Origin of the sequence: Pseudomonas sp. Leaf434 (assembly GCF_001425545.1) — a bacterium.
GTDB classification, from domain to species: domain Bacteria; phylum Pseudomonadota; class Gammaproteobacteria; order Pseudomonadales; family Pseudomonadaceae; genus Aquipseudomonas; species Aquipseudomonas siliginis.
In genome coordinates this window covers 104379-117129 of record NZ_LMQZ01000014.1, presented here as the reverse complement: position 1 = coordinate 117129, position 12751 = coordinate 104379, and the positions used below count along the sequence as shown (strand labels likewise).

The following is a 12751-nucleotide window of genomic DNA, read 5'->3' as shown; positions in this document are numbered from 1 at the left end:
CGCAAGCTGCTGCACTTCGTTTACGGAGTGCTCAAGTCAGGACTGCCATATGACCCGAAACTTGCGCTTGCCCGGTGAGGCTCAAGACGGTATCTACAGGGGAATGTATTTCAAAGGTAGGAGCTGCCGAAGGCTGCGATCTTTTGATTCTGAAAAAAAGCCCCGACGAATCGGGGCTTTGGGTCATACCGGCAAGTTACTCGCCGATGGCAGCCTTGTAAGCCGCCGCATCCAGCAGCTTGTCCAGCTCGGCCTTGTCGCTTGGCTTGAGCTTGAAGATCCACGCGCCGTACGGGTCGGAGTTCAGCAGCTCAGGCGAGCCACCCAGCTCTTCGTTGATCGCGATGACTTCACCGCTGACCGGGGCGTAGATGTCGGAGGCGGCTTTCACCGACTCGACCACGCCGGATTGATCACCGGCGGCGAACACCTTGCCGACTTCGGTCAACTCGACGAACACCACGTCGCCCAGCGCTTCCTGCGCGTGATCGCTGATGCCCACGGTGACGGTGCCGTCGGCTTCCAGACGCGCCCATTCATGACTTTCGGCAAAACGCAGTTCGGCAGGGATATCGCTCATCTTCGGTTCCTCGGAAATTGGTCAGCGGTCATGCCCGCCAGAAAAGGTTAGATCAAGGTTTTGCCATGGCGCACGAAGGTCGGTTTGACCACCCGTACCGGGTACCACTTGCCACGGATTTCCACTTCGGCGCGGTCGGCGGTTGCCATCGGTACACGCGCCAAGGCAATCGATTTGCTCAGCGTAGGAGAGAAACTACCACTGGTGATCTCCCCTTCGCCAACATCGGCGATGCGAACCACTTGGTGAGCGCGCAAAACCCCGCGCTCTTCCAGCACCAGACCGACCAGTTTATGCGCCACGCCGACGGCTTTTTCCGCCTCCAGCGCCGCACGGCCGATGAACTGCCGCGAGGCCGGCTCCCAGGCGATGCTCCAGGCCATGTTCGAGGCCAGCGGTGAAACGTCCTGATGAATGTCCTGACCGTACAGGTTCATTCCGGCCTCGACACGCAAGGTGTCGCGAGCACCGAGGCCGATCGGCGAAATACCCGCACCGACCAGATCGTTGAAGAAACCCGGCGCCTGATTGGCCGGCAGGCAGATTTCCAGGCCATCCTCGCCGGTGTAACCGGTACGCGCGATGAACCAGTCGCCGTCGATGGCGCCTTCGAAAGGTTTGAGTTGCTGGATCAGCGTGGCGCGCGACTGGGTGACCAGTTCGGCAATCTTGTGCCGGGCCTGCGGGCCTTGGATGGCGAGCATCGCCAGCTCGGCGCGCTCGTGCAGTTGCACGTCGTAGGCGCCGAGCTGGGCGTTCATCCAGGCCAGATCCTGATCGCGGGTCGAGGCGTTGAACACCAGCCGGTACGCGTCGTCGAGGCGATAGACGATCATGTCGTCGACGATGCCACCGCGCTCATTGAGCATGGTGCTGTACAACGCCCGGCCGGGGCGGTGCAGACGTTCGACGTCGTTGGCCAGCAGATGCTGGAGCCAGGCCTTGGCCTGGGCGCCGGTGACATCAATCACGGTCATATGGGAAACATCGAACACCCCGCAATCGCGGCGCACTTCGTGGTGCTCCTCGACCTGCGAGCCGTAATGCAGTGGCATATCCCAACCGCCAAAATCGACCATCTTCGCGCCGAGCGCGAGGTGCAGGTCATACAGAGGCGTACGCTGTCCCATGGGTTTCTCCTTCCGGGCGTGGCGAGGGTGCGGACCGCCGCTATACGGCTGAAAGCCTTGATGGATAAGGCTTGCAGCCGATTCCAGCGCACGGGTCTGTCAGACGAACCGCACCGAATGCCGCGCATTGTAGCCGCATGATGTAGGACTGACGACTAAGTGTTTCGATGCGCCGAACGTCGAATCAATCCGATCACCGGCAACAGCCCGACCAGCACCAGGGTCAATGCTGGCAACGAGGCGCGCGCCCATTCGCCTTCGCTGGTCATTTCAAAGATGCGCACCGCCAGCGTGTCCCAGCCAAACGGGCGCATCAGCAGGGTCGCGGGCATTTCCTTGAGCACATCGACGAACACCAGCAACGCGGCGCTCAACGTGCCGGGCAGCAAGAGCGGCAGATACACTTTGAAAAACAGTCGCGGCCCACTGACACCCAGGCTGCGTGCCGCTTCAGGCAAAGATGGCCGTATACGCGCCAGACTGCTTTCCAGCGGTCCATAGGCGACGGCAATGAAGCGCACCAGATAAGCCATCAGCAACGCCGCGAGGCTGCCGAGCAGCAACGGTTTGCCGGCACCACCGAGCCAGGCGGAGAGCGGAATCACCAGTTCACGATCCAGATAACTGAAGGCAAGCATGATCGACACCGCCAGCACCGAACCGGGCAAGGCGTAGCCGAGATTGGCCAGGCCGACCCCGGAGTTGATGGCTGGGGTCGGTGCCAGGCGCCGGGCAAACGCCAGCAACAGCGCAACGCTGACGGTGATCAGCGCCGCCATCGCGCCCAGATAGAGCGTGTGCAGAATCAGCCCGGCGTAACGCTCATCCAGATCGAAGCGTCCACGCTGCCAGAACCAGACGATCAGTTGCAGCACCGGGATGACGAAGGCGCAGGCGAACACCAATCCACACCAGCCCGTCGCCGCGAAGGCCTTGATTCCCCGCAGGTGATACAGCGCTTTCACCCGTGGCCGCTCGTTGCTGGCCCGATTCGCCCCGCGTGCCCGGCGCTCGCCGTACAGCACCAGCATCACCACCAGCAGCAACAGACTGGCCAGTTGCGCAGCGCTGGGCAGGCTGAAAAAGCCGTACCAGGTTTTGTAGATGGCCGTGGTGAAGGTATCGAAGTTGAACACCGACACCGCGCCAAAATCGGCGAGGGTTTCCATCAGCGCCAGCGCCACGCCCGCGCCAATCGCCGGACGCGCCATCGGCAGCGCAACCCGCCAGAACGCCTGCCACGGCGACTGGCCCAGCACCCGCGCCGCTTCCATCAAACCTTTGCCCTGAGCCAGAAACGCGGTGCGCGCCAGCAGATAAACGTAGGGATAAAACACCAGCACCAGCACCACGATCACCCCGCCGGTGGACCGTACCCGAGGCAGGCGCAGGCCGCTGCCGAACCATTCGCGCAACAGGGACTGCACGGGGCCGGCGAAATCGAGCAGGCCGACGAAAACGAACGCCAGTACATACGCTGGAATGGCGAAGGGCAGCATCAGCGCCCAGTCGAGCCAGCGCCGACCGGGGAATTCACAGAGGCTGGTCAGCCATGCGAGGCTGACACCCAGCAGAATCACGCCGACACCGACGCCGAGGATCAGCGTCAGGGTATTGCCGAGCAGACGCGGCATCTGGGTTTGCCACAGGTGCGACCAGATCTGCTGATCGATGGTCTGCCACGACAGCAGCAACACGCTCAGGGGCAACAACACCAGCGCGGCGATGGCGAAGACGATGGGGTACCAGCGGCGTTGGGCGGGGTGGGCCACTTTTGGGTCTCTGGAGGGATTGGGGTGTTCTTGGATTGCGTATTTCAGGTTGGGATTGCTGCCCTCACCCTAGCCCTCTCCCGGAGGGAGAGGGAACTGACCGAGGTGCTCATGCAAACTACATCGACCTGAGATATTGAGTCGAACTCAAGTTTCGAAAGCAACAAGTTGGCTCCCTCTCCCTCCGGGAGAGGGCTGGGGTGAGGGAGCGATCTTGAAAGATCAACAGTTACACGAAACGCCTCAGTTCCACCCCGCCCGATCCATCATCCGGATCGCCTCGGCCTGACGTTTACCCGCCACCTCAACCGGCAACGTATCAGCAACAAACTTGCCCCACGCCGCCACTTCTTCCGATGGCGCCACCGCCGGGTTGGCCGGGAATTCCTGATTCACATCAGCAAAAATCTTCTGCGCCTCAGGCGTGGTCATCCATTCGACCAGCGCCTTGGCCGCTTCCGGGTGCGGTGCATGTTTGGTCAGGCCGATGCCCGACAGGTTCACATGCACACCGCGATCGGCCTGATTCGGCCAGAACAGCTTCACCGGCAATTCAGGCTTCTGCTTGTGCAGGCGACCGTAGTAGTAGGTGTTGACGATGCCAACGTCACACTGCCCGGCGTTGATCGCTTCCAGCACTGCAACGTCATCGGAGAACACGTCAGTGGACAGGTTGTTGACCCAGCCCTTGAGGATTTTCTCGGTCTTCTCGGCGCCGTGGACTTCGATCATGGTCGCAGTCAACGACTGGTTGTAGACCTTCTTCGCCGTGCGCAGGCACAGGCGGCCTTCCCAGTTCTTGTCGGCCAGCGCTTCGTACGTGGTCAGTTCGCCCGGCTTCACCCGCTCGGTGGAATAGGCGATGGTCCGTGCGCGCAGGCTCAGGCCGGTCCAGGCGTGGGTGGACGAGCGATATTGCTGAGGAATATTGGCGTCGATGGTTTTCGAGGTGAATGGCTGGAGGATGCCCATCTGCTCGGCCTGCCACAGGTTGCCGGCATCGACGGTAAGCAGCAGATCGGCGGTGGCGGTTTCGCCTTCGGCCTTGATGCGCTGCATCAGCGGCGCTTCCTTGTCGGTGATGAACTTGATCTTCACCCCGGTCTTGGCGGTGTAGGCATCGAATACCGGTTTGATCAGCTCATCGATGCGCGACGAGTACACCACCACCTCATCGGCGGCCTGGGCAGTGGTGCTGCCGATCAGGGTCAAGGCCAGTGCGGTCAGAAGACGCTTGGGTGCCAACATGGGAGTGGTCTCACGGTCGGGAAAGGTGGGCCAAATGATAAGGACTCACATTTACCACCACAATCGAACACTGGGGGAAGGCGTTACCAGATGTTGCACGGCTCAAAACTGCGGTAAGTGGGCGGACGCTTTCGCGAGCAGGCTCGCTCCCACATTGGAATGCATCTCAACAGTGGGAGCGAGCCTGCTCGCGAAGGGGCCATCAGCCTCAATGAGGCGCTCAGGGCTTTGCCAGAGCGGGAAGATCACCGATCAACCCCAGCGCCTCGCGCACAAACAACGCCTTGGCCTCGGGCATCTGCTCGACCAGTTTCAATCCGGCATTGCGCAACCAGCGCAGCGGCAGGGGGTCGGCCTGGAACAACCGCTCGAAGCCTTCCATCGCTGCCATCAGCGCCAGATTGTGCGGCATGCGCCGACGCTCGTAGCGGCTCAGCACCTTCACGTCCGCCAGTCGCTCACCGCGCTGATGCGCTTGCAGGAGCACTTCCGCCAGCACGGCGGCATCGAGGAATCCAAGGTTCACACCCTGCCCCGCCAAGGGGTGAATGGTGTGCGCCGCATCACCGATCAAGGCCAGGCCCTCAGCGACGTAGCGCTTGGCATGGCGCTGACGCAGCGGCACGCACAGACGCGGATCGGCGCTGATCACTTCACCGAGGCGCCCTTCGAACGCTCGCTCCAGCTCAGCGCAAAACGCAGTCTCCTCGAGCGCCATCAAGCGCTCGGCTTCAGCCGGTGTGGTCGACCAGACGATCGAGCACCAGTCCTGCTGACCATCACGCTCCAGCGGCAAAAACGCCAATGGCCCGTGATCGGTAAAGCGCTGCCAGGCGGTTTTGCGGTGCGGCTGGCTGCAGCGCACGCTGGTGACGATGGCGTGATGCAGATAATCCCACTCGCGAGTCGCCACGCCGGTCAGACGGCGCACAGCAGAATTGGCGCCATCGGCCGCGATCACCAGCGGCGCGCGCAAGGTGCGGCCGTCGGCCAGCGTCAGCAGCCAGTCATCGCCGGAGCGACGCATCTGCTCCAGCCGCGCATTGGCCAACATGCCGAGGTCGCAATCATGCAAACGCTCGAGCAGCGCATCCTGGACCACGCGGTTTTCGACGATGTGGCCGAGCACATCGGCATGCACGCTGCTCGCCGAGAAATGAATCTGCCCGGTGCCGCTGCCGTCCCACACGTGCATGTCGGTGTACGGGCTGCTGCGCCGCTGGGCGATGCCGTCCCAGACGCCAAGGCGCTCGAGAATGCGCTGGCTCGCCGCCGACAATGCACTGACGCGCGGTTCGAACGCCGCTTCGGCATCGAAGGGTTTGACACTCAGCGGGCTACCGTCGAGCAACAGCACTTCCAGCCCACTGTCCTGTAACGCCAGCGCCAGGGCGCTGCCGACCATTCCGGCTCCGACAATCAGCACATCTGCGCGCATTTCCATGCTTTAGGCCTGTCTCGCTTGCGGCTTGAGCCGCACGTAAAGGGTTTTACCGACCCGCGCCACAAGGTTGCCGGCGCCGTCATGAATGTCGACCTGCAACTGCGGCAGGTATTTCTCGCCGTTGGCGGTCTGCCGGCGGATCTCGTCGAGCAGGGTCTGGTCGATGTTGAACCGGGCGAATACCGGGCCTTTGCCCGGCGCAATGAAATCGATGTCGGCGGCCTTGTCCCAGACGATGTACTTCGGGCCGAGGTTTTCCATGAGCATCAACATGAAGAACGGGTCGACCATCGAATACAGACTGCCGCCAAACTGGGTGCCGACATAGTTGCGGTTGTACCAGCCCAACCCCATGGACACCTGAACGTCGCGAAAGTCATCGCTGATGTGCCGCACCCGCACACCCGCGCCGAGATATGGCGGGTAGCAGGTCATTACCCAACGCATCAATCGCGCCTTGCCGAATGTGTTGCTCAGCCACTCAAGCATCCGGACGGGTTCCCAGACCCATCGCCTGCCGGGCGAACCAGCGCTTGGCCGGTGGCAGCAGGTCGAGGCCGAGCAGGCCGAGGTTGCGCCCCAGCGACACCAGCGGCTGGGTGCTGCCGAACAGGCGCGTGACCTGATCGGAGAAGCCCACCGTCAGGTCCTGATCGAGGCGCTGCCGTTCGCGATAGGCCTGCAACGTGGCGAAGTCGCCCAGCGGCTTGTCGCTGGCCAGCAGCGCGGCAGCCAAGGCGTCGGCGTCACGCAGCGACAGGTTGAAGCCCTGGCCGGCGATCGGGTGCAGGCTGTGTGCGGCGTTGCCGAGCACGGCCAGATGCGAGCGCACCTGTTCCTCAGCCTCGATCAGTGCCAGCGGATACAAATGCCGTGCGCCGACCTGTTTCAAAGTGCCGAGCCGGTAACCGAATACGCCTTGCAGCTCGCTGAGAAAATCACGCTCGCTCAATTCAGTCAGACGCTGCGCGTCCATGCCCAGCCGCGTCCACACCAGTGCGCAACGATTGTCCGGCAGCGGCAGCAGGGCCATCGGCCCCTCATCGGTAAAGCGCTCGAAGGCCATGCCGTTGTGCGCTTCGCTCGGGGTGATGTTGGCGATCAGCGCGCTCTGGTTGTACGGGCGCTTGCGCACGTTGATGCCCAACTGTTCGCGCAAGCCGGAGCGGCCGCCATCGGCGAGCACCGCGAGATCGCATTCCAGCGTGGTTTCATCGTTGAGGGTCAGACGATAGCCATCGGCCAACGGCTCCATGCGCGTGACTTCCGCCGGGCAGCGCCACGTGATCACGTCTTTGTCGAGGTGCTGCCACAGGCACTGGCCGAGCCAGGCGTTTTCCACCACGTAACCGAGCGCTGGCACACCCTCTTCCATCGCCGACAAGCGCGCGGTGGAGAAGCGGCCACGGTCAGAGACGTGAATCTGTTTGATCGGCTCGGCGCGGCGGGAGATTTCCTGCCACACGCCCAGGCGCTGATAAATCTGCCGCGAGCCGAAGGACAGCGCCGAGGAGCGAGCGTCGTAGCTCGGTTGCCAGCTGTCGCCGGGGGCGAACGGTTCGATCAGGACGATTTTCCAGCCCTGCGCCTTGGCCCCGGCCTGCAACGCCAACGCCAGACTGGCGCCGACCAGACCGCCACCGATGATTGCCAGATTGACTCGACTCATGCTGCGTGTGTCCTTGCTTGTGCCATCAGCGCCTCGATCTCGGCGACGGTTTTCGGCACGCCGCTGGTGAGGATTTCACAACCGGATCGGGTCACGACCACGTCATCCTCGATACGCACGCCAATACCGCGCCATTTCTTCGCCACGTTCTGATTGTCCGCCGCGATGTAGATGCCGGGCTCCACGGTCAGCGCCATGCCGACCTCCAGCACACGCCATTCGCCGCCGACCTTGTACTCGCCAACGTCATGCACATCCATGCCCAGCCAGTGGCCGGCGCGGTGCATATAGAAAGCCTTGTAGGCTTCGCTGGCGATCAACTCGTCAACCTCGCCCTGCAACAAGCCAAGCTTGACCAGACCTGCGGTGATCACCCGCACCGTGGCTTCGTGCGCCTGGTTCCAGTGCTTGTTGGGGGCAATCTCGGCGAATGCCGCTTCCTGCGAAGCCAGCACCAACTCGTAGATCGCCTTCTGCTCCGGCGAGAACCTGCCATTGACCGGCCAGGTGCGGGTGATGTCGCTGGCGTAGCAGTCGATCTCGCAACCAGCGTCTATCAACACCAGATCGCCGTCCTTGAGCAGCGCGTCATTTTGCTGGTAATGCAGGATGCAGCTGTTGCGCCCGGCGGCGACAATCGAACCGTAGGCCGGCATCTTCGCCCCGCCCTTGCGGAATTCGTAATCCAGCTCGGCTTCGAGGCTGTATTCATACAGCCCCGGACGACTGGCCTGCATCGCGCGGATATGCGCCTGCGCCGAAATCCGCGCGGCTTCGCGCATCACCTTCACTTCTGCCGCCGATTTATACAGGCGCATGTCGTGCAGGAGGTGATCCAGGGCAACGAATTCATTCGGCGGCTGCGCGCCGAGGTGCGCCTTGGAGCGGATCACGTTGATCCAGTCCATCAAATGCCGATCGAATTCAGGGTTGCTGCCCATCGCCGAATACACCCGGTCGCGGCCTTCGATCAGGCCCGGGAGGATGTCGTCGATGTCGGTAATCGGAAAGGCGTCGTCGGCGCCGTACTCGCGGATCGCGCCTTCCTGCCCGGCGCGCAGGCCATCCCACAATTCGCGCTCGGCATTGCGTTCACGGCAGAACAGGATGTACTCGCCGTGCTCGCGGCCGGGCATCAGGACGATGACGGCCTGGGGCTCGGGAAAACCGCTGAGGTACTGGAAGTCGCTGTCCTGACGGTAGACGTGCTCGACGTCGCGGTTGCGGATGGCCACCGCGGCGGCGGGCAGGATCGCGATGCTGTTGGGTTCCATCTGCGCCATCAGGGCCTTGCGGCGACGGCTGTATTCCGCTTTGGGGATATGGGTCATGGGCAGATGGCTTTCCCTGGCACGCGATTAATGCAGCGAAGGTTTGGCCGCTGGCGGCACATCGGACTTCTTGGTTTCCGAGAACAGCAGCAGAGGCGCGACGCGCAGGTATTCCATGACTTCCATGTAGTCGGATTCGCCGTCTTCGGATTCTTCCAGCGCGTCCTGCACCTGGGAAATGGCGGCCAGATCCTGCAGCACTTCGGTGGCTTCGGTGCTGAGCATGCTGCTGTCGCGGCAGTTCAGGCCGAAACCGCTGAGGAAGCCCTGGCACCACTCGCCCAATGCGGCAGCGCGGTCGGCCAGCGGTGCATCGTCGGTCGGCAGCAGCAGCACGACAGTGACGTCGTCGCCGGTCAGCTCGCCTTTGACCATCTCCTGCAGGCCGATCAGAGCGTTGCGGACGTTGTCCTGGATGTCGCCTTCGAGCAGTTCGGCGGCGTCGATCAGCCAGCCTTCGTGATCGAAGCCGGCCCCGGCGCAACTGCGCCCGAGCAGCACGCCGTGCAGTTCGGCAGGCGAGACGTTGTGGCCGCTGGCAGTCAGCAGAGTGGCAAAGGCTTGGTACGGGGAATTCGCAATGGTCATGGGCAGCTAGGCGCCAGACGGCGCTATGTCTAGAATGAAGGCCTTGTATCCTACATCGACAGCCCCGCCAAGACCATTAAAGGCTGTCCGCCAGTCACCACCCATCAGACGACACGTGGACCCAATGGAAGACACCGACCTGCAAGCGCTGATGGCCAGACTCGAACTGCTGATTGGCCGAGTCGAGCAACTTAAGAGTCAAAACGCACTCTTACTAGCTCAGGAAAAAACCTGGCGCGAGGAACGCGCTCACCTCATTGAAAAAAACGAAATCGCCCGGCGTAAGGTCGAATCGATGATTTCGCGCCTCAAGGCCCTGGAGCAAGACTCATGAGTTCAAGCAATAGCGTTACCGTGCAGATCCTCGACAAAGAGTATTCGATCATCTGCCCGCCGGAAGAACGCAGCAATCTGGTCAGTGCCGCGCGCTACCTGGACGGCAAGATGCGCGAGATCCGCAGCAGCGGCAAAGTCATCGGTGCCGACCGCATTGCCGTGATGGCCGCGCTGAACATCACCCACGACCTGTTGCACAAAGAAGAGCGCCCGGACATCCAGGCCAGCGGTTCGACCCGCGAACAGGTGCGCGACTTGCTCGATCGTGTCGATCTGGTCCTGGCCGACGATCAGAACACCGTCAAGGGCTGATTCGCCTGACAGCTTGAGGTATACTCGCGGCACTCCCTGGGGTGCTTGCCAGTTGACGATGTCCCGGAGCCGATTCGCACTACCCTGGAAGTTGCACGTTGGGCTGGTGTGCATGTCCGCTAGACGGAAAGCCTTAAAGTCTACTGCTTCTTCCACCTTGAACTTTCGGGTTCAAGGGCTGAGTTGACAGCGGTTCATCCGGGGAGCCTGATTCGAATCCGATGTCGGTGTATGCCGACATCGGATTTTTTATGCGTACGTTTTTGCATCCACCTGCCGAAGCCGAACCATGACCGAACCCGCGCTGCTGCCCCGCCCGCAACTCCGCCGTCTGCTGCGCAAGGCCCGTCGCGCACTGACGCCGGGCGAACAACGCCAGGCTGCCAAAGGCCTGTTCCGGCAATTGGCGCAAGACCCGCACTTTCGCCGGGCGAAACATATCTCTCTGTATTTGCCCACCGACGGTGAAATCGATCCGCGCCTGCTGCTGCGCGAAGCCCAGCGTCGCGGCAAGGCAACTTATCTGCCGGTACTCAGCGCGTGGCCACGAACGAAAATGGTCTTCCAGCGCATCCGCCCTGGCGAAAAGCTGATCCCCAATCGTTTCCGCATCCTCGAGCCCCGGGTCAATCTGGCTCGGCAACGCAAGGTCTGGGCGCTGGATCTGGTGCTGTTGCCGCTGGTAGGGTTTGACGATGTCGGCGGGCGCCTGGGCATGGGCGGCGGATTTTATGATCGCAGCCTCGCCTATCTGGCCCGGCGCAAGAACTGGCGCAAGCCGACGCTGCTGGGCCTGGCCCATGAGTGTCAGAAGGTCGAACGTCTGGCGCAGGCGAGCTGGGATGTCCCGTTACAAGGCACGGTCACCGACAAGGCGTGGTATTTCGCAGAGTAGACGCCGCATGGAACAGCGGCGTCGAAGAGACAGGTTCAGCGTTTGAAAGCGGTCGACTGTTGCACCTGTTGCGCCACTTCAATCGGCGCGTCGGTCTTGTTCGCCCACAGGCTCTGCGCGTAACCGGTGGTTACCACGCCCAGGCCAAACAAAATTACCAAAGTCCATAGCAAATCCGGTTTGCGTTTCATCGATTGCCCCCCTCAAGGCACATCATCACGATGACAGCAGCGGTTTCCGTTCGTAGGCCGTGCAGCAGCGTCAAGCTTTAAAGGCCGGCATTTTGCGGCAACGTGAACCTGTGCGCAAACGCTGACGTCAACCGACTGTCGGTTTGTCATAAAATTGCCCGACAACCTGCCCAATGACCGCTTCAGGAGCACACGACATGGCCTACTGGCTGATGAAATCAGAGCCCGACGAACTCTCGATCAAGGGTCTGGAAAAGCTCGGCAAGACGCGCTGGGACGGGGTTCGCAACTATCAGGCGCGCAATTTCCTGCGGGCGATGGCGGTCGGTGACGAGTTCTTTTTCTACCATTCCAGCTGCCCCGAGCCGGGGATTGCCGGGATTGGCAAAATTATCCAAGCAGCGTATCCCGATCCGACGGCGCTGGAGCCGCAGAGCCATTACTTCGATCCGAAGGCCACAGCGCAGAAGAATGCCTGGAGCGCCATCGACGTGGCGCACGTCGAAACCTTTGCGCGAGTCTTGAAGCTCGACTACCTGAAACAGCAGACCGCGCTGGCAGAAATGCCACTGGTGCAGAAAGGCTCGCGGTTGTCGGTGATGCCGGTGACGACGGAGCAGTGGGCGGCAGTTATCGCGCTCAAACCCTGATTCATTTTTGCCTGATAAATAGCTTTCGCGAGCAGGCTCGCTCCCACAGTGGATTGGTGGTGATGCACATTTTTGCATTCACCGAATAACCCTGTGGGAGCGAGCCTGCTCGCGAAGGGGCCTGCCCGGACAGCGAATGACTTACTGAATGATCAGGTTGTTGAACAACAGATCCTCAACAACAGGCTTGCCGGTCTCGTCATTCATGACCTGCTGGGTCTGCTTCAACGCTTCCTGACGCAGCTTTTCCTTGCCCTCGATGCTGCCCATCGCCTCGGTCGACTGCTGAGTGAACAACGCCACCAGCTGATTGCGGATCAGCGGCTCGTTGGCCTTGACCAGTTTGGTCGCCTCCTCACCAGTCACACGCAATGCCACATCGGCTTTGTAGACCTTGAGCTTGGCGGTGCCGTCCAGGCCATAGTTGCCGACGAACGGCGGGCTCAGGGTGATGTAATTGACCTTCGGCGCCTCGCCTTCTTTGGCTTCTTCGGCCAGTGCTGCCACAGGCAGAGACAGGGCCAGCAATAACATGATCCACGCTTTCACAATTCGCTCCTTATCCGGTTTGCGGCCTAGCATAACGACCCGCCGCGCAAGCACAA

15 protein-coding genes and 1 other RNA gene are annotated in these 12751 nt (G+C 61.8%); 5 read left to right on the top strand and 11 right to left on the bottom strand.

All coding sequences use genetic code 11. From position 1 onward, the window contains the following. Positions 1-196 precede the first annotated feature (196 nt). The 9 genes from gcvH to ASG55_RS26000 form a co-directional block, all read right to left on the bottom strand. Positions 197-580 carry a glycine cleavage system protein GcvH gene (gene gcvH / locus ASG55_RS26040; protein WP_024014734.1) on the bottom strand — a complete coding sequence of 128 codons (384 nt, stop codon included), beginning with the start codon at positions 578-580 and terminating at the stop codon, positions 197-199. 47 nt (positions 581-627) lie between these two features. After that, positions 628-1710 carry a glycine cleavage system aminomethyltransferase GcvT gene (gene gcvT, locus ASG55_RS26035; protein WP_056791717.1) on the bottom strand — a complete coding sequence of 361 codons (1083 nt, stop codon included), beginning with the start codon at positions 1708-1710 and terminating at the stop codon, positions 628-630. Positions 1711-1865: 155 nt separating this feature from the next. Further along, entirely contained in the window at positions 1866-3482 is a 1617-nt protein-coding gene (locus ASG55_RS26030; protein WP_056791714.1) for an ABC transporter permease, read from the bottom strand. 243 nt (positions 3483-3725) lie between these two features. Further along, positions 3726-4730, bottom strand: coding sequence for an extracellular solute-binding protein (locus ASG55_RS26025; RefSeq protein ID WP_056791711.1), 1005 nt, complete (start codon positions 4728-4730; stop codon positions 3726-3728). A 220-nt stretch (positions 4731-4950) separates the two neighbouring features. Continuing rightward, on the bottom strand, positions 4951-6168 hold the full coding sequence (locus ASG55_RS26020) for a 2-octaprenyl-3-methyl-6-methoxy-1,4-benzoquinol hydroxylase (RefSeq protein WP_164488353.1): 1218 nt from the start codon (positions 6166-6168) through the stop codon (positions 4951-4953). Between the two features lie 9 nt (positions 6169-6177). Continuing rightward, positions 6178-6663 carry a DUF4442 domain-containing protein gene (locus ASG55_RS26015; RefSeq protein WP_041476891.1) on the bottom strand — a complete coding sequence of 162 codons (486 nt, stop codon included), beginning with the start codon at positions 6661-6663 and terminating at the stop codon, positions 6178-6180. Beyond that, entirely contained in the window at positions 6656-7843 is a 1188-nt protein-coding gene (gene ubiH / locus ASG55_RS26010; RefSeq protein WP_056791705.1) for a 2-octaprenyl-6-methoxyphenyl hydroxylase, read from the bottom strand. The genes ASG55_RS26015 and ubiH overlap by 8 nt, the downstream gene beginning before the upstream one ends. Then, positions 7840-9174, bottom strand: coding sequence for a Xaa-Pro aminopeptidase (pepP, locus tag ASG55_RS26005; protein ID WP_041476895.1), 1335 nt, complete (start codon positions 9172-9174; stop codon positions 7840-7842). The genes ubiH and pepP overlap by 4 nt, the downstream gene beginning before the upstream one ends. 27 nt (positions 9175-9201) lie before the next feature. Further along, positions 9202-9762 carry a YecA/YgfB family protein gene (locus tag ASG55_RS26000; RefSeq protein ID WP_041476897.1) on the bottom strand — a complete coding sequence of 187 codons (561 nt, stop codon included), beginning with the start codon at positions 9760-9762 and terminating at the stop codon, positions 9202-9204. 124 nt (positions 9763-9886) lie between these two features. On the opposite strand from ASG55_RS26000, the gene ASG55_RS25995 reads away from it, so the two are divergent. From ASG55_RS25995 to ASG55_RS25985, 4 genes are all read left to right on the top strand, one after another. Next, positions 9887-10096 carry a TIGR02449 family protein gene (locus ASG55_RS25995; RefSeq protein WP_007911197.1) on the top strand — a complete coding sequence of 70 codons (210 nt, stop codon included), beginning with the start codon at positions 9887-9889 and terminating at the stop codon, positions 10094-10096. Further along, positions 10093-10410 carry a cell division protein ZapA gene (locus tag ASG55_RS25990; protein WP_056791703.1) on the top strand — a complete coding sequence of 106 codons (318 nt, stop codon included), beginning with the start codon at positions 10093-10095 and terminating at the stop codon, positions 10408-10410. The genes ASG55_RS25995 and ASG55_RS25990 overlap by 4 nt, the downstream gene beginning before the upstream one ends. Positions 10411-10440: 30 nt before the next feature. Then, a non-coding RNA gene (gene ssrS, locus ASG55_RS26690) (6S RNA) lies at positions 10441-10619 on the top strand. An 80-nt stretch (positions 10620-10699) separates the two neighbouring features. Beyond that, positions 10700-11305: a 5-formyltetrahydrofolate cyclo-ligase gene (locus ASG55_RS25985; RefSeq protein ID WP_056791700.1), complete on the top strand. Its 606-nt coding sequence runs from the start codon at positions 10700-10702 to the stop codon at positions 11303-11305. 35 nt (positions 11306-11340) lie between these two features. Here ASG55_RS25985 and ASG55_RS27055 read toward each other — a convergent pair whose 3' ends face one another. Next, positions 11341-11496: a hypothetical protein gene (locus ASG55_RS27055; RefSeq protein ID WP_024014743.1), complete on the bottom strand. Its 156-nt coding sequence runs from the start codon at positions 11494-11496 to the stop codon at positions 11341-11343. Between the two features lie 197 nt (positions 11497-11693). On the opposite strand from ASG55_RS27055, the gene ASG55_RS25980 reads away from it, so the two are divergent. Beyond that, on the top strand, positions 11694-12146 hold the full coding sequence (locus tag ASG55_RS25980; RefSeq protein ID WP_056791697.1) for an EVE domain-containing protein: 453 nt from the start codon (positions 11694-11696) through the stop codon (positions 12144-12146). A 141-nt stretch (positions 12147-12287) separates the two neighbouring features. Here the strand turns inward: ASG55_RS25980 and ASG55_RS25975 are convergent, their stop codons facing one another. Beyond that, positions 12288-12695, bottom strand: coding sequence for a flagellar basal body-associated protein FliL (locus ASG55_RS25975; RefSeq protein ID WP_056791694.1), 408 nt, complete (start codon positions 12693-12695; stop codon positions 12288-12290). Positions 12696-12751: the final 56 nt, after the last annotated feature.

Coding starts and splice junctions, on each gene's coding strand:
- gcvH (WP_024014734.1), bottom strand. CDS start 580: ATGAGCGATATCCCTGCCGAACTGCGTTTTGCCGAAAGTCATGAATGG.
- gcvT (WP_056791717.1), bottom strand. CDS start 1,710: ATGGGACAGCGTACGCCTCTGTATGACCTGCACCTCGCGCTCGGCGCG.
- ASG55_RS26025 (WP_056791711.1), bottom strand. CDS start 4,730: ATGTTGGCACCCAAGCGTCTTCTGACCGCACTGGCCTTGACCCTGATC.
- ASG55_RS26020 (WP_164488353.1), bottom strand. CDS start 6,168: ATGCGCGCAGATGTGCTGATTGTCGGAGCCGGAATGGTCGGCAGCGCC.
- ASG55_RS26015 (WP_041476891.1), bottom strand. CDS start 6,663: ATGCTTGAGTGGCTGAGCAACACATTCGGCAAGGCGCGATTGATGCGT.
- ubiH (WP_056791705.1), bottom strand. CDS start 7,843: ATGAGTCGAGTCAATCTGGCAATCATCGGTGGCGGTCTGGTCGGCGCC.
- pepP (WP_041476895.1), bottom strand. CDS start 9,174: ATGACCCATATCCCCAAAGCGGAATACAGCCGTCGCCGCAAGGCCCTG.
- ASG55_RS26000 (WP_041476897.1), bottom strand. CDS start 9,762: ATGACCATTGCGAATTCCCCGTACCAAGCCTTTGCCACTCTGCTGACT.
- ASG55_RS25995 (WP_007911197.1), top strand. CDS start 9,887: ATGGAAGACACCGACCTGCAAGCGCTGATGGCCAGACTCGAACTGCTG.
- ASG55_RS25990 (WP_056791703.1), top strand. CDS start 10,093: ATGAGTTCAAGCAATAGCGTTACCGTGCAGATCCTCGACAAAGAGTAT.
- ASG55_RS25985 (WP_056791700.1), top strand. CDS start 10,700: ATGACCGAACCCGCGCTGCTGCCCCGCCCGCAACTCCGCCGTCTGCTG.
- ASG55_RS27055 (WP_024014743.1), bottom strand. CDS start 11,496: ATGAAACGCAAACCGGATTTGCTATGGACTTTGGTAATTTTGTTTGGC.
- ASG55_RS25980 (WP_056791697.1), top strand. CDS start 11,694: ATGGCCTACTGGCTGATGAAATCAGAGCCCGACGAACTCTCGATCAAG.